Source organism: Streptomyces sp. NPDC002680 (assembly GCF_042889145.1).
Lineage (GTDB): Bacteria > Actinomycetota > Actinomycetes > Streptomycetales > Streptomycetaceae > Streptomyces > Streptomyces adonidis.
In genome coordinates this window covers 59,819-78,811 of the sequence record NZ_JBIAQP010000018.1, presented here as the reverse complement: position 1 = coordinate 78,811, position 18,993 = coordinate 59,819, and the positions used below count along the sequence as shown (strand labels likewise).

Here is an 18,993-nt window from a genome sequence, read left to right as displayed (position 1 = left end):
GCGCACATGCTGCTCGACATCGAGAACCTGACCGTCCAACTCCCGGGCGCGGCCCGGCCGTTGCTCGCCGACGTCTCCCTCCAGGTCCGCACCGGCGAGGTCGTCGGACTCGTCGGCGAATCCGGCTCCGGCAAGTCCACCACCGCCAAGGCCGCCCTGCGTATCCTGCCCGACGGAGCACGGGCCACCGGCCGGGCCCTCGTCGACGGCACCGACGTGCTGACGATGAACGGCCCGCGCCTGCGCGAACACCGGTCCAGGACGGTCGCGATGGTCCACCAGGACCCCCGTTCCGCACTCAACCCGGTCCGCCGCGTCGGCGACTTCCTCGTCGAACGGCTGCTTGCCACCGGGCAGTTGGACAAGCGCGCCGCTCAGCTCCGTGCCGTCGAACTCCTTGACGCCGTCGGCCTGCCCGACCCGGAACAGCGCGTCCGCCAGCACCCGCACGAGATGTCCGGCGGCATGCTGCAACGCGTCGTCATCGCCGGCGCCCTCGCCGCCGAACCCCGACTCCTCCTCGCCGACGAGGCGACCAGCGCCCTGGACGTCACCACCCAGGCCGAGATCCTCGCCCTGCTGCGCAAGCTGCGCGCCGAACGCGACCTCGGACTCCTCTTCATCACCCACGACCTGCAGCTCGCCGCCGCCTACTGCGACCGGGTGTACGTCATGTACGCGGGCAGGATCGTCGAGGAACAGCAGGCCGGCCGACTCTTCACGGACGCCCGGCACCCCTACACCCGAGGCCTGCTCGACTGCTCGCCCGAACTGGGCGACACCGCCCGGGTCCTGCGCCCGATCCCCGGCAAACCCCCGTCCCTGGCCGAGCACTTCACGGGCTGCCCGTTCGCCCCGCGATGTCCCCACGCCGAGCCCGAGTGCGAGAGCGCGCCGCCGGAGCCGGTCCCTGTCGAGGGCGGCGGTACGGCAGCCTGCCGACGCCTCCCCGACCTGTCCGCGCAACCCGCCGCCCCGGCCGTCAGGAGTACGTCATGACCGGCACCCCTCCGACCCAGCCGCTGCTCGTCGTGGACGGCGTGACCAAGACCTACCGGCTGCCCGGCGGCGAGCGGCTGACCGCCGCTGACCAGGTGTCCTTCACCGTGCCCCGAGGCGGATCCGTCGGCATCGTCGGCGAATCGGGCTCAGGGAAGAGCACGGTCGCGCGCATGCTCGTCGGTCTGCTCCGGCCCGACTCCGGCACGATCACCGTCGAGGGCAAGGACCGCGCCCACGGGCGGGGCCGACTCGGCCGACGCGACCGGCTGACCCGCGCCCGCGACATACAGATGGTCTTCCAGGACCCCTATGTCTCACTCGACCCCCGGTTGACCTCCCGTCAGTGCCTGCTCACGGCCCTGCGCCTGCACCGGCACCCCGACCCGGACGCGCGTGTCGCCGCGCTGCTCGACCAGGTCGGCCTCGGCAGCCGGGAGGCGGACGCACGGCCGCACGCCCTCTCCGGCGGCCAGCGGCAGCGCCTCGCCATCGCCCGCGCCCTCGCCGTCGACCCCCGCATCCTGGTGCTCGACGAGGCGGTCGCCGCGCTGGACGTGTCGATCCAGGCGCAGATCCTCCAGCTCCTCGGCGAGATCCGCCGGGACACCGGGGTCGCCCTGGTCTTCGTCAGCCATGACCTGGCCGTCGTCCAGCACATCACGGACGAGACGGTGGTCATGCGGCGCGGAGTCGTCGTCGAGCAGGGACCGACGGCGCGGGTACTGAGCGATCCGCAGGATCCGTACACCCGACTCCTGCTCGACTCGGTGCCGCACGAGGGCTGGGACCCCGGCGGCGTCCGACCGCTGGTTGCGTGATGATGCGGGAGGGGCAGCGCACACCCCATGCGGACCGCACACCCCATGCTCGCCGAACATCCCATGCGCCGAACCGAGAGAGGGCATCATGAGGATCCACCTGACCAGCGTCTTCGTCGACGACCAGGAAAAGGCCCTGCGCTTCTACACGGACGTGCTGGGCTTCGTGAAGAAGACCGAGGTCCCGATCGGCGCGGACCGCTGGCTGACCGTGGTCTCGCCCGAGGATCCCGACGGGACCGAACTGCTCCTCGAGCCCTCCGGCCATCCCGCGGTGAAGCCGTACAAGGACGCGCTGGTCAAGGACGGCATCCCGGCCACCGCCTTCGCCGTGGACGATGTGCACGCGGAGTACGACCGGCTGCGCGGGCTCGGCGTGCGCTTCACCCAGGAGCCTACGGAGATGGGCCCGGTCACTATCGCGGTGCTGGACGACACCTGCGGCAACCTGATCCAGATCGTGCACCAGGCCGAATAATCGGTTGGCGGAGCCCGGTGACGGGCGCCACGATGCCCCCATGGACTCGCGCGAGCACGAAACCGACACGACGACGACTCGGTGGACGGTCGCGACCGTCTATGACGACATGTGGGTCGACCCGGACGACGATCCGCGTGAGACCGAGACCGAGATCGTCGACGAACGCGGTGTGCTGCTGGAGGGCCTGCGCCATTTCCGCCTCACCGTGGAGATGAAGTGCGCGGGCCTGGACGCCGAACAGATGGCCCGGCGCTCCGTACCGCCGTCCACGATGTCCCTGCTCGGGCTGATCAGGCATCTCACCGAGGACGAGCGGCACTTCCGCCGGGTCATGGCCGGCGAGGACGCGCCCAAGCTGTACCGCACCGAGGAGGACCGGGACGGCGACTGGAACGGCGCGGTCGCCGATCCGGCGGTCGTCGAGGACGCCTGGCGGCAGTGGCGGCTGGAGACGGAACGCACCGACCGCTTCATCGCGAGCGTCGCCGACCTCGGCACCACGAACACCGGCTTCTCCGACTTCGGCGCCGAACACGGCGGGCAACTCCAGGTCCGTGACGTCCTGGCGGCGCACGTCAACGAGTACGCGCGGCACTGCGGCCACGCCGACCTCCTGCGCGAACGGATCGACGGCCGCGTGGGCCAGTGAGCCGTCTTTCGGGGAATCCGCCGCGCCACCGATGAGTTTCCGCGCGAGGATCGGTCGAAAGGGGTGACAGCGTTCCCGCTCCAGGAGGTATCCCGTGACCACCGACGGATTCACCACGTGTCTCTGGTTCGACGGCACAGCCGAGGAAGCCGCGCACTTCTACGTCTCGATCTTCAAGAACTCGTCCCTCGGAAAGATCGGCTACTACAACGAGGCCGGTCCCGCCCCCGCCGGCGGCGTGATGGCCGTCGACTTCGTGGCCAACGGCCAGAAGTTCGTCGCCCTGAACGGCGGCCCGATGTTCAAGTTCACCGAGGCGATCTCCTTCCAGATCTACTGCGCCGACCAGGCCGAGGTCGACCACTACTGGGCCAAGCTCACCGAAGGCGGCGAGGGCGGCCCCTGCGGGTGGCTCAAGGACAAGTACGGCGTGTCATGGCAGGTCATCCCGGACGGCCTGATCGAGATGATCAGCGACCCCGACCAGGAGAAGGCCGTCCGCACCACCAAGGCCATGTACGCGATGGGCAAGCTGGACATCGCCGCCCTGAAGAAGGCGTACGCGGGGGAGTAGGGGCGACCCCGGCCGGCCCGAGGCGCCCCACGCCCGTCCGGGTGGCTCAGGCCGGCTGACCGCTGCTGTGCAGCGCCGAGTAGACCCCGCCGCGCCCCAGCAGCTCCTCGTGCGAGCCGATCTCCCGGACCGCGCCGTCCTCCATCACCACGATGCGGTCGGCGCCCCGGATCGTCGACAGCCGGTGCGCGACGACGAACGTCGTACGCCCGTGCATCAGCCGCGTCAGCGCCTCCTGCACGAGCGCCTCGGACCGGGTGTCCAGCGCCGAGGTCGCCTCGTCGAGGATCAGCACCCGGGGGTCGCGGATCAGCGCCCGCGCGATGGCGAGGCGCTGCCGCTGGCCCCCGGACAGCCGGGCGCCGTGCTCGCCGACCAGGGTGTCGACGCCGTGCGGCAGCCGGTCGACGAACTCCAGCGCGTTGGCGTCCCGCAAGGCGGCCCGTACCGCCGCGTCGTCGGCGTCGTCCATGCCGTACGCCACGTTCTCCCGGACCGTCCCGTCGAACAGGATCGACTCCTGCGGCACCACCGACACGAACCGCCGGTACGTCCGCAGGTCCAGCGTGTTCATGTCGGTCCCGTCGAGCAGCAGCCGCCCCGAGGTCGGCCGGATGAACCCGATCACGAGGTTCAGCACGGTCGACTTCCCGGCCCCCGAGGCACCGACCAGCGCGACCGTCTCGCCGGGCGACACGGTGAGCCCGAAGTCCCGTACGGCGGACCGCCCGCCCTCGTCGTACGCGTACCCCACGCCCTCGAACGTCACCTCGCCCCGCAGCCCGGTCACGGCGATCTTGCCCGCGTTGTCCTCCAGCTCGGGCGCCTCCAGCACCTCGCCGACCGAGCGCACCGACTCCAGGCCCTTGGTGATGACCGGCGCGAGCCCCGCGAGCGTGGTCGTCGAGTTGGTGAGGGTGGTCAGGAACGCGCTCAGCATCACCACATCGCCCGGGGTGACACCCCAGACGCCGTAGTACGAGACGAGCGCCGCGCCCGTCAGGAACAGCACGCCGACCGCGTTCAGGAACACCCAGGCCAGCGACGCGAACCGCCCGTTGAGCAGATCGAGGCGGAGCCCGGAGGTGAGCACCTGGCGCAGGGTGCGGTCCATCCGGCCCAGCGCCTTGCCCTCAAGGCCGTGCGCGCGCGTGACCGAGATCAGCCGGGTCATCTCGCTCACCCGCGACGACAGTTGCTCGACCTCGTGCCGGAAACTCTCGTTCTGAGCCCGTAGCCGCGTCCGCAGCCGGACGATCAGCAGGGCCGCGACCGGCACTACCAGCAGGAACACGGGCAGGAACTCGGGCGTACGGATCCCGATGACGACCAGCCCGCCCATGAGCACGGTGAGCGCGCCGAGCCCCGAGTCGGAACTCTGCTGCATCATCTGCTCGACGGTCTCCACATCACGGACGACCTTGGCCTGGAGCACGCCCGCGCTGACCCGTGAGTGGTAGCCGATGGACAGCTGCTGCATCCGCGTGCACAGGGCGGAGCGCAGATCGGTCCCCATGCGGCGCACACTGCCGTACAGCAGCCGTACGTACAGCAGATGCAGCGGCGGGTTGATCACCAGGATGAGCATGATGACCCCGGAGCTGAGCCAGAGCCCGCCGATCGGACGGTGCTGGACGACGGTGTCGATGATGTCCGCGGTGATGAGGGGCAGCAGCCAGATCGGGCTGTGTTTGACGGTGAAGACGACCAGCGCGACGCCGAGCCGCCACCGGTCGGCGCGGAACAGATAGGCGAGGGTGCGTATCGGGTGCTCGCCCCGGTAACGGTGGTCGAGTGGCTGCTCGGACGACGCCATGGACGGGGGTCCTCCTTGGGAACCTGGCATTGGGGCAAGCGCTTTCTGCCCTCTGTGCGTCGGCCTACACCACCCCGATGGGAGGATCTCCTTCACTCGGCCAGGATCTCCCTGATCACATGCCGGGAGTTCGCCGCGAGCACCGGATTCGTCTCCCGGTAGTACGGCAGCTGGATCAGCGAGATCGACAGCGCCCAGCCGCGCCCGCGCGCCCACTCGGCGTCGTCGGCGCCCACCGCCTCGCGGAAGGTGTCACGGACACCGGCGGGCAGCAGGTTCCAGGCCACGATCAGATCGACGGCCGGGTCGCCCACCCCGGTGCAGCCGAAGTCGATCACGGCACTGAGCCGCCCCTCGGTGACCAGCACGTTCCCCGGCGACAGGTCGGCGTGCGCCCAGAGCGCCGGTCCCGTGTGCTCGGGCGCCCGCATGGCCTGCTCCCACAGGCCCGTCACCGCCTCCGTGTCCACCTCGCCCGCCAGCTGGGCGAGGGCCGCACGCGTGTCCGCGTCCCGGGCCGACAGCGGAACCGCCCGGTAGTGGGCCGGCCCGTCCCCGGCGTCGACACGGCGCAGGGCACGGATGAAGTCGGCGAGTTCCTTGGCCAGCGTCTCGGGGGAGTCGAGCGCGCCCGCGACCGGATTCCGCCCGTCCAGCCAGCCGTACACGGACCAGCACCACGGGAACCCCTCGCCGGCATGGCCCCGCCCGACCGGCTCGGGCACGGCGACCGGCAGCCGGGGCCCCAGCAGGGACAGCCAGCGCTGCTCGTGCTCGATGGCGCCCACCGCCCCGGGATGCCTCGGCAGCCGGACCACCAACTCGCCCCCGAGCCGGAACATGGCGTTCTCGGTCCCGGCGGACTCCAGCCGCTCCAGGGGCAGTTCCGCCCACTCGGGAAACTGCCGGGCGATCAGGCGCTGGACCAGCGGGGCGTCGACCTCCGCCTCGTCGGCATGCATCTTCAGGGCACACATGTTGACCATCCCAGCGGCCGACGGGCGCGCAGTCCAACGAATTTGGCGGTGCGGCGGGGGCGTGGGGGCGGCCGAGGCCGGGGGTCGGCTTGTCGCGGGACCGCGGGCTGGGTGTCCGGGGCTGTGGGCCGGCCCGTCGAGGGGCCGCGGATCGGCCTGTTGTGGGACTGCGGGACTGCGGGTCGGCCTGTCGGGGACCCGTGGGTTGGCCCGTCACGGGGCTGCGGGTCGGCCTGTCCGGGTCCCGTGACCGTGGGTTGGCTCGTCACAGGGCTGCGGGTGGGACCTGTCCGGGACCCGTCGGTTGGCTCGTCACGGGCTGCGGGCGGGCTTGTTCGAGAGCCGTGGGTTGGCTTGTTGCGGGAGCGCGGTTCGGTCTGTCGGGGATCCGCCGGTCGGCTTGTCGCGGGACTGCGGATCGGCCTATCCGGGGCTGCGGGTGGGACCTGTCCGGGACCCGTCGATTGGCTCGTCACGGGCTGCGGGCGGGCCTGTCCGGGACCCGTGGGTTGGCTCGTCACAGAGCCGTGGGTCGGTCCGTCCGGGGCTGCTGGTTGCTCCGTCACGGGGCCGCCGGCCGGTCTGTCCGGGACTGCGCGCCGGCCCCTCCAGGACCGCTCGCCCGCCCGTCATCGCGCGCGTCGGCCCGCCGCCGCGCCGACCGGGCCGGCGCCGTCCCCGCGTAACCACTGCGTTTCCCCGGTTAATTTCCGCCGCCGAAGGGTTGGCGGGAAACCGTCGCCTCGTTATCGTTCACGCACTTCACTCAATCGTTCCGCTGAACGAATAGCGGGAAGGGCGGTCGGTCCATGTCCGACATCCACCACCCGGCACGGCGGTCGGTGCTCGCCGCGGGTGTGGCCTCGGCGGCCTCGCTCGGCGGGTCCTGGCTGCTGACCGGCTGTACGGGCGCCGCGTCCGCGCCGGTGCTGCCCACCGCTGTGCAGGAGGGCGCCCCCGGCCGTGGCGGCACGCTGCGCATCGCCCGGCCGCCCGCCTCCGACGCCGAGACCCTCGATCCGGCGAGCGCCCTGTCCGCGTACGAATATCTGGGCGCCCTCTACAACCGCCTCGTCCGTGTCGCCGCCGACGGCACCCTCGCCCCCGACCTCGCCGAGTCCTGGGAGCCGGACACCAAGGCGAGCACCTGGACCTTCCGGCTGCGCAAGGGCGTCGCCTTCCACGACGGACGTGCCTTCACCTCCGCCGACGCGGCCTACACGCTCCGTCACATCCTCGACAAGGCAACCGCCTCCCCGCAGGCAGCCGTTCTCGCCCCGCTGATCGACCCGGCCGCGCTGCGCACCCCCGACGAGCACACCCTCGTCGTCCCGCTGAAGACCCCGAACGCCGAGTTCCCGAGCCTGCTCACCCACTACAACTGCTACGTCGTCCCCGACGGGAGCGCCCGCTCGATCGGCCGTACGGGCATCGGCACCGGCCCCTTCAAGCTGGAGTCGTTCGCGCCCGCCGGACCCGGCCGGGTCACCGCGTACGTGGATCACTGGGCGGGGCGTCCCGTCCTCGACGCGATCGCGTTCTACTCGGTCGCCGACATGTCCGCGCGATCAAATGCCCTGCTGGCGGGGCAAGTTGATCTGCTCTCCCAGACCAACCTCGACTTCGCCACCGCCCGAGTGGTCGCCGCCTCCGACCGCGCGACCGTCGCCCGCGTCAAGAACGCCCAGTGGTACGTCCTGCCGATGCTCACCACGGAGAAGCCCTTCACGGACGTACGCGTCCGGCAGGCCATGAAGCTCGCCTACGACCCCGAGCACGTGGTGAAGGTCGCGCTGCAGGGCGCGGGCGCCGCCGGCTGGGACAACCCCGTACCGCCGAGCGACCCCAACCATCTCTCCGCACACCCGGCGCACGACCCGGAGAAGGCCCGTTACCTGCTCAAGCAAGCGGGGCAGGAGGGGCTGGCCGTCGACCTCTACACCTCCTCCTACGACCCGATCTTCACGCCGATGGCGCTCGCCTACCAGGACTCCGCCAAGCGGGCCGGCATCCGGATCAAGGTGAAGACGGCGGCGGCGGACTCGTACTACACCCAGATCTGGATGAAGAAGCCGCTCATGGCCACCTACTGGTTCACCGGCAGACCCGTCGACCAGCTCTTCACCCAGATCTTCCGCAGCGGCTCCTCGTACAACGAGACCGCCTGGTCCGACAAGGCCTTCGACGCCGTCCTCGACCGGGCGCGCCGCGAGACCGACGACACGAAACGCCGCGAACTGTACGGCGAGGCACAGACGTTGGTGATCGAGAAGGGCGGGGCGATGACCCCGATGTTCGCCGACCGGCTCGTCGGGATCTCACGCAAGGTGCGCGGATACGCCGAGCACGGCTTCGAGTTCGACTACCGCGGCATCGGCCTGAAGGGCGGGGCGTGATGAGCATGCTGACCTTCGTCGCCCGCCGGATCGCCGCCGCCTTCGGCACCCTCCTCCTCTCCTCCGTCCTGGTCTTCCTCGCCGTCCAGGCCCTCCCCGGCGACGTCGCCACCCAGATCCTCGGCAAGGACGCCACCCCGGACGCCGTCGCCGCCCTGCGCACCCAACTGGGCCTCGACCAGCCCGCCTGGGAGCGCTACTTCGACTGGGTACGAGGTGCGCTGCACGGAGACTTCGGCACCTCGCTCGTCTCCGGCAAGGCCGTCGGCGGCGAAGTGTCCCTGTACCTCGGCAACTCGGCGCTGATCGCCCTGATCACCGTCCTGTTCGCGGTCACCGGCTCGATCGTCCTCGGCATCGTCGCCGGCCTGTACCGCGACCGCTGGCCCGACCACCTCATCTCCACGGTCAGCCTGGTCGGCATGAGCGTCCCCGAGTTCGTCGTCGCGACCGTCCTGGTGCTGTGCTTCTCCGTCGCGCTGCCCTGGTTCCCGGCAGTCGTGCTGTACGGACCCGAGGCGACCGTCGGCCAACTCCTGCCCGCCGTATGGCTTCCGGCGCTCGCGCTGGCCATCGTCATGGCCGCGTACATCGTGCGGATGACCCGCACCTCGGTGATCGACGTGATGGCCGGCGAGTACGTGACGACCGCCCGCCTGAAGGGCCTGTCGACCTGGCGGGTCGTCACCCGGCACGCCCTGCCGAGCGCCCTGCTGCCCACCCTGCACGTCATCGCCCTCAACGTCGCCTGGCTCGCGGGCGGGGTCGCGGTCGTCGAGAACGTCTTCAACTACCCCGGCATCGGAAAGCTGATGCTCTCCTCGGTGCAGAACCGGGACCTGCCCGTCATCCAGGCCATCGCCCTGGTCAGCGCGGTCGTGTACGTGTGCTGCAACCTCGCCGCCGACCTCGCGGCGATGGCCCTGAACCCCAAGCTCCGTACGCGCGGGAGGACCCGATGACCACCCTCACCCTCGCCCCCGTGGCAGGCCGCGCCTGGCGCACCCTGCGCACCTCGCGCACCGCGCTCATCGGCCTCGCGATCGTCACCGTACACGTCCTGATCGCCCTGCTGGCCCCCGTCCTCACCTCCTACGACCCCATCGCCAACGACTCCTCGGAGGCGTTGCTCGGCCCGAGTTGGTCCCACTGGGCGGGCACCGACCAGTACGGCCGGGACGTCCTCGCCCGGGTCCTGTACGGCGGTCGCTACGCCCTCGGTGTCTCGGTCGCCGCCACTCTGCTGACCGTCGCCCTCGGCATGGTCGTCGGATGCGCGGCGGCTCTGCGCGGCGGCTGGTTCGACGACGTGCTGGGCCGTGTGCTGGACGCGATCCTGTCCGTGCCGTCGATCCTGGCGCTGCTCGTCATCGTGACCGCCCTCGGCACCGGCCCGTCGGTCATCGTCCTGGCCATCGCCGTCGTGTACGTCCCCCAGGTCGTCCGTGTCGTGCGCGGCGCGGCTCTCGCGGTCGTACCCGCCGACTACGTCACCGCCGCTCGGGCGCGCGGCGAGGGCACCTGGGCGATTCTGCGCCGGGAGATCCTGCCGAACATCACCGACGTGGTGTGCGTGGAGTTCGCGATGCGGGCCTCCTGGGTGGTCCTGCTGATCTCCTCGCTGTCCTTCCTCGGCTTCGGCGCCGACCCGCCGACCCCCGACTGGGGGCTGATGGTCGCCGAGAACCGCACCGCCATCACCGTCGTCCCGATGGCGAGCCTCGCACCGATCATCGCCCTCGCCACGCTCGTGGTCGGGCTCAACCTCGCGGCCGACGGCCTGTCCAAGGCGTGGGGCGTCGACAGGATCAGGGAGGGCAACTGATGCCCGGCTCGATCGTTTCCGTGAAATCCCTCTCCGTGGCCTACCGTTCGGGCGGACGTGACGTACCCGTCGTGCACGAGGTGTCGCTGGAGGTCGCCCAAGGGCGCACGCTGGCCCTCGTCGGCGAGTCCGGCAGCGGCAAGTCCACTGTCGCGGCCACCCTGTTGGGGCATCTGAGACACGGGTCGCGGATCGCCGGCGGCTCGGTCGTCGTGGACGGACAGGACGTGTTCGCCCTGCCCGCACGGGAGTTGAGGCGGCTGAGGGGCAGCACTGTCGCCCTGGTCGGCCAGAACGCGGGCCACGCACTCACCCCCTCGATGCGGATCGGGCGGCAGATCGCGGAGGCGGGCGGCAGCGTCCCCGTCGTCGATCTGCTGGAACAGGTCCGGCTGCCGCGCCCCGCCGAACTGGCCCGGCGCTACCCGCACGAACTGTCCGGCGGCCAGCAGCAGCGTGTCGCCATCGCCATGGCCGTCGCGGCCCGCCCCAAGGTCCTCGTCCTCGACGAGCCGACGACCGGCCTGGACGTGGTGACCCAGCGCGGAGTCCTCGACCTGATCGCCGCCCTGCGCGACGAACTCGGCCTGGCCGCCGTCCTGGTGAGCCACGACCTCGGCGTCGTCGCGCACATGGCCGACGAGGTCACCGTGCTGCGCGCAGGGCGAGTGGTGGAGGCGGCGCCCACGCGCACGCTCTTCACGGCGCCCCAGGACCCGTACACCAGACGCCTGTTGGCGAGCGTGCCGCGCCTCGACGACACCGGGCTCGCGGTCGTCGGCGAGACGGGCGAGCGGGAGGTGCGCGCGAAGGCGACCGTGCCCGACGACTCACCCGTCGCCGTCTCGGCCGTCGACGTCACCGTCGACTACGGCTCCGCCCGGGCCGTGCACGGCGTCTCCTTCGACGTCCGGCGCGGCGAAGTCCTCGCCCTCGTCGGCGAGTCGGGCAGCGGCAAGTCGACACTCGCCTGGACCCTCGCCGGGCTGCGCACCCCGTCCGGCGGCACGATGACCCACGAATCGGGCGACCTGGCCCGGCCCGCCGGACGGCGTCCGCTGTCCCTGCGCCGCCGGGTGCAACTCGTCTTCCAGAACGCCGACACCTCCCTCAACCCCCGCCGCTCGGTGGGCGACGCGATCCGCCGCCCGCTCCGGTTCTTCGGTACGGCGGACAGCCGTACGCAGGCCGCCGAACGGGCTCGGCAGCTCATCACCGACGTCCGGCTCGACCCCGACCTCGCCGACCGCCTGCCCGCCCAGCTCTCCGGCGGCCAGCGCCAACGCATAGGCATCGCACGGGCGTTGGCGGGCGAGCCGGACGTCCTCATCGCCGACGAGATCACCACCGCCCTCGACGTCTCCGTCCAGGCAGACGTCCTGCGCCTCCTCGACGACCTGCGCCGGGAACGCCAACTGGCCTGTCTCTTCATCAGCCACGACCTGGCCGTCGTCCGGGGCATCGCGGACCGGGTGGTGGTGCTGCGGAACGGGGTCGTGGTCGAAGAAGGCCCGACGGACGCGGTGTTCACCTCGCCCGGACACCCGTACACCCGCCAGCTGATGGCCGCCGCCCTCAAACCCGACCCCGACGCCCTCCCGTTCGTCGAGGGCGGGACGGGCGACCTCGACTGGGAGGACGCGGCCGACCCCGACGACCAGTGGACCGAGCACGGCGACGGACACCGGGTCCGCCGCTGGCGTACGGCCGACGCCCTTGTCACCGAAGGAGTTTCGTGAAGTACCGCGAGGAGTTCGAGCGCCAGGTCGTCCGCGAGGACGTCTGGATCCCCACCCGGGACGGCCGGACCCGCCTGCACGCCCGTATCTGGCGCCCGGCGGACGCCGTCACGGACCCGGTGCCCGCGCTCCTCGAATACCTCCCGTACCGCAAGAGCGACTGGACGGCCCCGCGCGACGCCCAGCGCCACCCCTGGTACGCCGGACACGGCTACGCCTCCGTGCGCGTCGACATCCGGGGGCACGGGGACAGCGAGGGCACGCCCGGCGACGAGTACGACGCGCAGGAACTCGCGGACGGCGTCGATGTCGTCAACTGGCTTGCCGCACAGCCCTGGTGCACGGGCAGGGTCGGCATGTTCGGAATCTCCTGGGGCGGCTTCAACTCCCTCCAGATCGCCGCCCTCGCCCCCGAACCCCTGAAGGCGGTCGTCACCGTCTGCTCGACCGACGACCGTTACGACAACGACGTCCACTACACGGGCGGCGCCGTCCTCGGCATCGACATGCTCGCCTGGGCCGGCACGATGCTCGCCTTCGCGGCCCGCCCGCCGGACCCGACGGTCGTCGGCGCGGACCGCTGGCTGCCGATGTGGCGCGAGCGCCTCGACGCCCTCGAACCCTTCCTGCACACCTGGCTGGACCATCAGCAGCGCGACGACTACTGGAAGCACGGCAGCGTCTGCGAGGACTACGACGCCATCGGCGCGGCCGTCCTCGCGGTCGGCGGCTGGCACGACCCGTACCGGGACGCCGTACTGCGACTCGTGGAACAGCTGCCCGGGGACCGCGTACGGGGTCTGATCGGCCCCTGGTCGCACCAGTACCCGGACCGAGGGCTGCCGCCCGGTCCCGCGATCGGCTTCCTCCAGGAGACCCTGCGCTGGTGGGACCAGCACCTCAAGGGCATCGACACCGGTGTCATGCGGGAGCCGTTGCTCCGGGCGTGGATCAACGACCCCGTGCCGCCCGCGACTTCGTACGAGGAGATGCCGGGCAGGTGGGTGGGGGACAGCAACTGGCCTTCCCCGAACGTCACTTGGGACACGCGCCCGCTCGGCACCGACGACACTCCCGTCCTCGTGCGTTCGCCGCAGCACACCGGTCTCGACGCCGGGCGCTTCTTCCCCTTCGGCAACGCGAGCGACCTGCCGCCCGATCAGCGGGAGGAGGACGGGCGTTCGGTGTGCTTCGACTCGCCGGTACTGGAGGAGCGGGTCGAGATCCTCGGGCGCCCGCGTGTCCGACTGCGCCTCGACAGCGCGACCTCGCGCGCCCATGTGATCGCCCGGTTGTGCGACGTCGCCCCCGACGGGTCGTCGACGCTCGTCACGCGCGGGGTGCTCAACCTGCTGAGCAGGCAGGGGCGGGACAAGGCCGTGCAGTGGAGCCCGGGGACGTACGAGGACGTCGAGTTCGAGCTGAACGGCATCGGCTACGCCTTCCCGCCCGGCCACCGCATCCGGGTGGCCGTCTCCGACGCCTACTGGCCGTGGGTCTGGCCGCACGGCGAACGCGGCGAACTGCGCGTCGTACCGGGCGAGAGCGCCGTACTCCTGCCGGTAAGGGAAGCGTTGGACGAGCAGGTGCCGATCGTGTTCGAGGAGCCCGAGCAGGCCCCGCCGCTGCCCGTGACCTACGACCGGCCCGCCGCCCCGGCACCCGAACGGCTCGTCACGCACGATGTCGCCAAGGGGGAGTGGACCTTGGAGGTCGACCCCAACTACGGGGGCTCGCGCACCTATCCGGACGGCCTGCGGTACGAGGAGAGCGCACGCGAGACGTACCGGATCCGCTCCGACGACCCGCTGTCCGCGCGGGCCGTCTCCGAGTGGCGCATCCGGCTGCGGCGCGGGACGGGCGGCGACGAGTGGGACGCTGAGATCATGGCGCGGACGGAGCTGCGGGCCACGGCCGCGGAGTTCGTCATGGACAGTCGCGTCGAAGCACGGGCGAACGGAGAGACAGTGGCCAAGCGCGCATGGCACCGCACCACCCCGAGGACCTCGGGATGACGGCCGCCAAGCCCTCCCGGCCCGCAGCGAAGGCCCCCCGCCGCGCGGTGGCCGCCGCCGACCGCACCCGGCAGCCCACCGAGGTGCGCCGGCGGCTCATCGTCGAGGCGGCCGTGCCGCTGATAGCGGAGCGCGGATACGCGGCGGTGGGCGTACGCGATGTCGCCGCCGCGGCCGGGGTGTCGGTCGGCACCGTCACCTATCACTTCGGCAGCGTCCAGGAGATCCTCTCCGAGGCGATGGTGCTGCACATCGAGCGGTACTACGCGGCGCTCAACGAGGCCGCCGACCGGGCGAGCAGCGGGGCCGAGGCGCTACGGCTGCTCGTCGACGCGCTGTTCACCGAGGACACCGACCGGCACTGGCGAATGTGGTTCGACTACTGGAACGCGGGCTCCTTGGTTGAAGGGGGCGCGACCGACGAGGCCTTCGCACGCGGCCAGGCCCAGCGCTACGAGGCCTGGCACAGCCAGATCCGCGCACTGGCCGAACGAGCCGTCGCCGACGGGGAGTTCACCTGCGACGACCTCGACGGCTTCACCGTCCGCTTCGCCGCCCTCGCCGACGGCCTGGCCCTGCAACGGCTGCGCCAGGCACCCCCGTTGAGCACCCACGACGCGCGTCGGCACCTCAACCGGCTGATCGGGACGGAACTTCGGCCGTCCGCGTGAGCGACGCGGGCGTCGGTGCGGGGCGTCCGATGTGAACGCCCCGCGCCCGGCGCTCAGTTCACGGCGTCATCCCGTTGGTGCACGCGGCACCGGGCTCGGGCGTCTGCTCGCCCTGGACGTACTTGTCGAGGAACTTCGTGACCCTCGGGTCCGAGGCCTTGTCCACCTTGAGCTGGTGCTCCCAGGCGCTCAGCACGATCGGCGACGACTGGTCCTCGTACGGACTCATGAAGGTGTACGACGTGTTGGTCACGCGCTCGGACAGGGTCTCGACGTCGGCCTTGGCGGCCTTGTCGTTGTATGTGATCCAGACGGCGCCGTGTTCGAGGGCGTGCACGGCGTTCTCGTTGGGGACGGCCTTCGTGTAGACCTGCCGGTCGCAGTTGACCCACACCTGGTTGTGGTCGCCGCCGACGGGCGGGCTCATCTTGTAGGTAACGGCCGTGTCGACGTGGTTCTGGGTGAGCTTGGACCAGCTCTTCACGCCCGATATGGGCGCCGCCTTCGCCTCCTCCTTGTCCTGGGCGTTGTCGATCAGGAGCCAGCCGCCGCCGGCCAGGCCGACGAGGATGACGGCGGTCGCGCCGAGCGTGAGCAGCCGCATCCGGCGCTCACGGGACTGCTCGGCCTTGCGCAGTTCTTCCATGTGGGCGCGGCGGGCCGCGGTCTTCGCCTTGGCATTGGATGTACCCATGGGATGTCCTTCTCCGGGCCGTACCGTCTCCGGGCACGGCGCTGCGAACTGGGGTGATGATCGTGGTCGGGGCCGAACGGGCCGGGCCGGCGGGTGCGGGCCCGAACACGGCCTAGACCCGGAGCAGTTGCAGCTCGTGGAGGTCGGGAGGGCGGGCGCTGCCCGGGATCCGGGACGGGCCGAGAGCGCGCCGGGCGGGCGCGGTGCTCAGCTGGTCCAGGGCGGCGGCCCGGTCCGCGCCGATGAAGGGCGCGTGGTTGAGGACACCGTGGTGGCCCGAGGTGTGACAGCCGTGGAGCGGGCCCTCCTGACAGGGGTCCCGGTCGGCCGCGTGCACGGCGTGCGCCGACGTCGACCGCGACGGCCCGGCGTCCGGCGAGGGCAGCGAGCCGGCGCAGGAGAACGCGAACGTCGCGAGGACGAGAACCAGGACGCCCAGCAGATGCGGGAGGCCGCCGCGGGCATGCCGCGTCGCGAGGCGACGCACCCGTGCAGCGGACATCGGGACACCTGAAGATAGGGGAGGGGCCAAGGAGACAAGCGCCGATGAAATTATCAGACCGCAGGGGTGTGTTATTGCCGCGCCCTACCCCAGGTCATTGACCAGCACCGCCGCCCCGTCGAACCGCCCGCCCTTGAGATCCCGCAACGCCTCCGGCGCCCGCGACAGCGGATAGGTGTGCGTGGTCGCGTGTACGCCGTGCAGCGCGGCCAGTGACAGGAACTCGCGGGCGTCCTCGCGGGTGTTGGAGGTGACGCTGCGCAGCTCCTTCTCGTAGAACAGGTCGGTGTCGTAGCGCAGCGGCGGAATGTCGCTGAGATGGATGCCCGCGACCGCCAGCACCCCGCCCCGGTCGAGCGCCCGCAGCGCCACCGGCACGAGGTCACCGACCGGCGCGAACAGGATCGCGCTGTCCAGCGGCTCCGGCGGCGGGTCGTACGCCCCCTGCGCCGAGGCCGCGCCGAGCGCGAGCGCCAGCCGCCGCGCGGCCGGGTCCCGGGTCAGGACATGCACCCTGGCGCCCTCGGCGAGCGCGACCTGCGCGCACAGATGCGCGCTGCCGCCGAACCCGTACAGCCCGAGCCGCCCACCCGGCGGCAGCGCGCACCGGAGCAGCGCGCGATGACCGATGATGCCCGCGCAGAGCAGCGGAGCCAGGGCGATGTCGTCGATGTCTCCGAAGGGCAGTCGGTGGGCGAACGCGGCCGGGACGGTCGTGTACTCGGCGTAACCGCCGTCCGCGTCCCAGCCGGTGTACTCGGAGGCCGGGCAGAGGTTCTCCGCCCCGCGCCGGCAGTGGACGCAGGTACCGTCCGTGCGACGCAGCCAGGCCACGCCCACCCGGTCACCGAGCGCGAAACCGCGCACGGCCGGGCCGGCCCCGGCCACCACGCCCACCACCTCGTGCCCGGGCGTCACCCCGGTCCGGTGCACGGGCAGATCCCCCTCGGCGACATGCAGATCGGTCCGGCACACCCCGCACACGCGCACGTGCACCAGCAGTTCGTCGGCGCCGGGCACCGGGACCGGCTTCTCCACCAGCCGCAACGGCCCCTCCCCGGGCCCCACCGGGCCGGGCCGGTCCACCGCCCACGCACGCATCGTCCCGTCGGCCATGCCCTCCAGTCTGTAACAGCCCGGGCCGCTCGGCGCGCGCCCCGGGCGAAGCCTGACTAGCGTGAGAATCCGGACCACCCGACGAGACCGGAGAGGCCGGAATCATGGCCGTGCAACCTGAGGGAACCCCCTGTTGGGCCGACGCGATGTTCAGCGACGTCGAGGGAGCCAAGAACTTCTACGGCGAGGTGCTGGGCTGGACCTTCGGCGAGTCGTCGTCGGAGTACGGCAACTACACGCAGGCCTACGCCGACGGCAAGGCGGTCGCCGCCGTCGTCCCGCCCATGCCCGGGCAGGAAGGGCAGTCCGCGTGGTGTCTCTATCTCGCCTCGCCGGACGCCGCCGCCACCGCCGCCAAGATCCGTGAGAACGGCGGCGAGCTGCTGATGGAGCCGATGCAGGTGGGCGAGTTCGGCACCATGTGCCTGGCCCGCGACCCCAGCGGCGTCGTCTTCGGCGTCTGGCAGGCCGGGACCCACGAAGGCTTCGAGGCGGGACCGGAACAGGCCGGCGCCTACTGCTGGGCCGAGGTCTTCACACGCGAGGTCGAGAAGTCGGACACCTTCTTCCCTGCCGTCTTCGGCTACTCGGCGAAGCAGATGCAGGACGACGCCATGGACTTCCGGATGTACGACCTGGGGGAGAACACCGTCCTCGGCCGGATGAAGATGACGGACGACTTCCCGCCCGAGGTGCCGCCGTACATCAACGTCTACTTCAGCGTCGGCAACTGCGACGACGCCGTCGCCACCGCCACCAAGCTCGGCGGTGTACTGCGCTTCGGCCCGATGGACAGTCCGTTCGGCCGGTTCGCCGCGCTGAGCGATCCGCAGGGCGCCAACTTCTCCGTCATCGACATGACGACGACGGCCGGTGAGATGCCCAAGTCGACGGACGTGGGCTGAGGGAGGCACCGAACGCGGGCGGCCGGGGGCCCGGTTCGCGCATGGCATGATCGAGCGCATGCGTGAACGAGTGGTGGCCGCCTGCGACGGGGCCTCGAAGGGAAATCCGGGACCCGCGGGCTGGGCCTGGGTGGTGGCCGACGGCTCGGAGAGCCCCGCTCGCTGGGAGGCCGGGCCGCTGGGCAGAGCCACGAACAACGTCGCCGAACTCACCGCGCTGGAACGGCTGTTGACCGCCGTCGCCCCGGACGTGCCGCTGGAGATCCGCATGGACTCCCAGTACGCCATGAAGGCCGTCACCACCTGGCTGCCCGGCTGGAAGCGCAAGGGCTGGAAGACGTCCACCGGCAAGCCGGTCGCCAACCAGGAACTCGTCGTCCGGATCGACGAGCTGCTCGACGGCCGCTCGGTCGAGTTCCGTTACGTCCCCGCCCATCAGGTCGACGGCGACAAGCTCAACGACTTCGCCGACCGCGCCGCCAGCCAGGCCGCGATCGTCCAGCAGTCGGCGGGCAGCGACCTCGGCTCCCCCGAACCCCCGGCCTCACCGGACACCCCACGCCCCAAGGCCACGAAGACGCCCCGGCCACGCACCGCCAACTCCTCGAACAACCGCACCCTCAAGGCAAAGTTCCCGGGCCGCTGCGTCTGCGGCCGCGCCTACGCGGCAGGAGAAACGATCGCCAAGAACCCCCAGGGCTGGGGCCACCCGGAGTGCCGCACAGCAGAGGCCCCCTGAGGCGCCCCGCAGGGGCAGCCTCTCAGGGGCGCGGGGAACTGCGCGACCAGCCCCCACCGGCCGGCAGCCGACGA

The 18,993-nt window shown here is 71.5% G+C and carries 18 protein-coding genes; 13 read left to right on the top strand and 5 right to left on the bottom strand.

Annotation, left to right across the window (positions count from 1 at the left end):
- Positions 1 to 6: 6 nt before the first annotated feature.
- The 5 genes from ACFYXF_RS38030 to ACFYXF_RS38010 all read left to right on the top strand — a co-directional run bounded on the left by ACFYXF_RS38030 (position 7) and on the right by ACFYXF_RS38010 (position 3,524).
- On the top strand, positions 7 to 999 hold the full coding sequence (locus ACFYXF_RS38030; protein ID WP_389356544.1) for an ABC transporter ATP-binding protein: 993 nt from the start codon (positions 7 to 9) through the stop codon (positions 997 to 999).
- Positions 996 to 1,820, top strand: a complete 825-nt coding sequence (locus tag ACFYXF_RS38025; RefSeq protein ID WP_389356543.1) for an ABC transporter ATP-binding protein — start codon at positions 996 to 998, stop codon at positions 1,818 to 1,820. The genes ACFYXF_RS38030 and ACFYXF_RS38025 overlap by 4 nt, the downstream gene beginning before the upstream one ends.
- 88 nt (positions 1,821 to 1,908) lie before the next feature.
- Positions 1,909 to 2,298: a VOC family protein gene (locus ACFYXF_RS38020; RefSeq protein WP_389356542.1), complete on the top strand. Its 390-nt coding sequence runs from the start codon at positions 1,909 to 1,911 to the stop codon at positions 2,296 to 2,298.
- Between the two features lie 40 nt (positions 2,299 to 2,338).
- On the top strand, positions 2,339 to 2,950 hold the full coding sequence (locus ACFYXF_RS38015) for a DinB family protein (protein ID WP_389356541.1): 612 nt from the start codon (positions 2,339 to 2,341) through the stop codon (positions 2,948 to 2,950).
- Positions 2,951 to 3,044: 94 nt separating this feature from the next.
- Entirely contained in the window at positions 3,045 to 3,524 is a 480-nt protein-coding gene (locus ACFYXF_RS38010; protein WP_389356540.1) for a VOC family protein, read from the top strand.
- Positions 3,525 to 3,570: 46 nt separating this feature from the next.
- On the opposite strand, the gene ACFYXF_RS38005 is transcribed toward ACFYXF_RS38010, so the two are convergent.
- Positions 3,571 to 5,340 carry an ABC transporter ATP-binding protein gene (locus tag ACFYXF_RS38005; RefSeq protein WP_389356539.1) on the bottom strand — a complete coding sequence of 590 codons (1,770 nt, stop codon included), beginning with the start codon at positions 5,338 to 5,340 and terminating at the stop codon, positions 3,571 to 3,573.
- Between the two features lie 92 nt (positions 5,341 to 5,432).
- Positions 5,433 to 6,317: an aminoglycoside phosphotransferase family protein gene (locus tag ACFYXF_RS38000; RefSeq protein WP_389356538.1), complete on the bottom strand. Its 885-nt coding sequence runs from the start codon at positions 6,315 to 6,317 to the stop codon at positions 5,433 to 5,435.
- A gap of 809 nt (positions 6,318 to 7,126) precedes the next feature.
- On the opposite strand from ACFYXF_RS38000, the gene ACFYXF_RS37995 reads away from it, so the two are divergent.
- The 6 genes from ACFYXF_RS37995 to ACFYXF_RS37970 are packed head-to-tail and all read left to right on the top strand — an operon-like array spanning position 7,127 to position 14,963.
- Complete coding sequence (locus tag ACFYXF_RS37995; RefSeq protein ID WP_389356537.1) at positions 7,127 to 8,713, top strand: ABC transporter substrate-binding protein; 1,587 nt, start codon at positions 7,127 to 7,129, stop codon at positions 8,711 to 8,713.
- 5 nt (positions 8,714 to 8,718) lie between these two features.
- The gene (locus ACFYXF_RS37990) at positions 8,719 to 9,675 is read left to right on the top strand and encodes an ABC transporter permease (RefSeq protein WP_389356699.1); all 957 of its coding nucleotides are present in this window, start codon (positions 8,719 to 8,721) and stop codon (positions 9,673 to 9,675) included.
- Positions 9,672 to 10,538, top strand: a complete 867-nt coding sequence (locus ACFYXF_RS37985; RefSeq protein WP_389356536.1) for an ABC transporter permease — start codon at positions 9,672 to 9,674, stop codon at positions 10,536 to 10,538. The genes ACFYXF_RS37990 and ACFYXF_RS37985 overlap by 4 nt, the downstream gene beginning before the upstream one ends.
- Complete coding sequence (locus ACFYXF_RS37980; protein ID WP_389356535.1) at positions 10,538 to 12,277, top strand: dipeptide ABC transporter ATP-binding protein; 1,740 nt, start codon at positions 10,538 to 10,540, stop codon at positions 12,275 to 12,277. Before ACFYXF_RS37985 ends, ACFYXF_RS37980 begins: the two co-directional genes overlap by 1 nt.
- Positions 12,274 to 14,292 (top strand): CocE/NonD family hydrolase, encoded by a 2,019-nt coding sequence (locus ACFYXF_RS37975; protein WP_389356534.1) that lies wholly within the window; start codon positions 12,274 to 12,276, stop codon positions 14,290 to 14,292. Before ACFYXF_RS37980 ends, ACFYXF_RS37975 begins: the two co-directional genes overlap by 4 nt.
- On the top strand, positions 14,259 to 14,963 hold the full coding sequence (locus tag ACFYXF_RS37970; protein WP_389356533.1) for a TetR/AcrR family transcriptional regulator: 705 nt from the start codon (positions 14,259 to 14,261) through the stop codon (positions 14,961 to 14,963). The genes ACFYXF_RS37975 and ACFYXF_RS37970 overlap by 34 nt, the downstream gene beginning before the upstream one ends.
- Positions 14,964 to 15,021: 58 nt before the next feature.
- On the opposite strand, the gene ACFYXF_RS37965 is transcribed toward ACFYXF_RS37970, so the two are convergent.
- The 3 genes from ACFYXF_RS37965 to ACFYXF_RS37955 all read right to left on the bottom strand — a co-directional run bounded on the left by ACFYXF_RS37965 (position 15,022) and on the right by ACFYXF_RS37955 (position 17,260).
- Positions 15,022 to 15,657 (bottom strand): DUF3105 domain-containing protein, encoded by a 636-nt coding sequence (locus ACFYXF_RS37965; RefSeq protein ID WP_389356532.1) that lies wholly within the window; start codon positions 15,655 to 15,657, stop codon positions 15,022 to 15,024.
- Between the two features lie 112 nt (positions 15,658 to 15,769).
- On the bottom strand, positions 15,770 to 16,159 hold the full coding sequence (locus tag ACFYXF_RS37960; RefSeq protein ID WP_389356531.1) for a hypothetical protein: 390 nt from the start codon (positions 16,157 to 16,159) through the stop codon (positions 15,770 to 15,772).
- An 84-nt stretch (positions 16,160 to 16,243) separates the two neighbouring features.
- Entirely contained in the window at positions 16,244 to 17,260 is a 1,017-nt protein-coding gene (locus ACFYXF_RS37955; protein WP_389356698.1) for a zinc-binding alcohol dehydrogenase family protein, read from the bottom strand.
- Positions 17,261 to 17,379: 119 nt separating this feature from the next.
- Between ACFYXF_RS37955 and ACFYXF_RS37950 the strand changes: the two genes are divergently transcribed.
- Complete coding sequence (locus ACFYXF_RS37950) at positions 17,380 to 18,180, top strand: VOC family protein (protein ID WP_389356530.1); 801 nt, start codon at positions 17,380 to 17,382, stop codon at positions 18,178 to 18,180.
- Positions 18,181 to 18,226: 46 nt separating this feature from the next.
- Positions 18,227 to 18,919 carry a ribonuclease H gene (locus ACFYXF_RS37945; protein ID WP_389356529.1) on the top strand — a complete coding sequence of 231 codons (693 nt, stop codon included), beginning with the start codon at positions 18,227 to 18,229 and terminating at the stop codon, positions 18,917 to 18,919.
- Positions 18,920 to 18,993 lie beyond the last annotated feature (74 nt).

Excerpts from the sequence above, each read along its gene's own strand:
- ACFYXF_RS38030 (WP_389356544.1), top strand. The coding sequence starts at position 7 with ATGCTGCTCGACATCGAGAACCTGACCGTCCAACTCCCGGGCGCGGCC.
- ACFYXF_RS38025 (WP_389356543.1), top strand. The coding sequence starts at position 996 with ATGACCGGCACCCCTCCGACCCAGCCGCTGCTCGTCGTGGACGGCGTG.
- ACFYXF_RS38020 (WP_389356542.1), top strand. The coding sequence starts at position 1,909 with ATGAGGATCCACCTGACCAGCGTCTTCGTCGACGACCAGGAAAAGGCC.
- ACFYXF_RS38015 (WP_389356541.1), top strand. The coding sequence starts at position 2,339 with ATGGACTCGCGCGAGCACGAAACCGACACGACGACGACTCGGTGGACG.
- ACFYXF_RS38005 (WP_389356539.1), bottom strand. The coding sequence starts at position 5,340 with ATGGCGTCGTCCGAGCAGCCACTCGACCACCGTTACCGGGGCGAGCAC.
- ACFYXF_RS38000 (WP_389356538.1), bottom strand. The coding sequence starts at position 6,317 with ATGTGTGCCCTGAAGATGCATGCCGACGAGGCGGAGGTCGACGCCCCG.
- ACFYXF_RS37995 (WP_389356537.1), top strand. The coding sequence starts at position 7,127 with ATGTCCGACATCCACCACCCGGCACGGCGGTCGGTGCTCGCCGCGGGT.
- ACFYXF_RS37990 (WP_389356699.1), top strand. The coding sequence starts at position 8,719 with ATGCTGACCTTCGTCGCCCGCCGGATCGCCGCCGCCTTCGGCACCCTC.
- ACFYXF_RS37985 (WP_389356536.1), top strand. The coding sequence starts at position 9,672 with ATGACCACCCTCACCCTCGCCCCCGTGGCAGGCCGCGCCTGGCGCACC.
- ACFYXF_RS37980 (WP_389356535.1), top strand. The coding sequence starts at position 10,538 with ATGCCCGGCTCGATCGTTTCCGTGAAATCCCTCTCCGTGGCCTACCGT.
- ACFYXF_RS37970 (WP_389356533.1), top strand. The coding sequence starts at position 14,259 with ATGGCACCGCACCACCCCGAGGACCTCGGGATGACGGCCGCCAAGCCC.
- ACFYXF_RS37965 (WP_389356532.1), bottom strand. The coding sequence starts at position 15,657 with ATGGGTACATCCAATGCCAAGGCGAAGACCGCGGCCCGCCGCGCCCAC.
- ACFYXF_RS37960 (WP_389356531.1), bottom strand. The coding sequence starts at position 16,159 with ATGTCCGCTGCACGGGTGCGTCGCCTCGCGACGCGGCATGCCCGCGGC.
- ACFYXF_RS37955 (WP_389356698.1), bottom strand. The coding sequence starts at position 17,260 with ATGCGTGCGTGGGCGGTGGACCGGCCCGGCCCGGTGGGGCCCGGGGAG.
- ACFYXF_RS37950 (WP_389356530.1), top strand. The coding sequence starts at position 17,380 with ATGGCCGTGCAACCTGAGGGAACCCCCTGTTGGGCCGACGCGATGTTC.
- ACFYXF_RS37945 (WP_389356529.1), top strand. The coding sequence starts at position 18,227 with ATGATCGAGCGCATGCGTGAACGAGTGGTGGCCGCCTGCGACGGGGCC.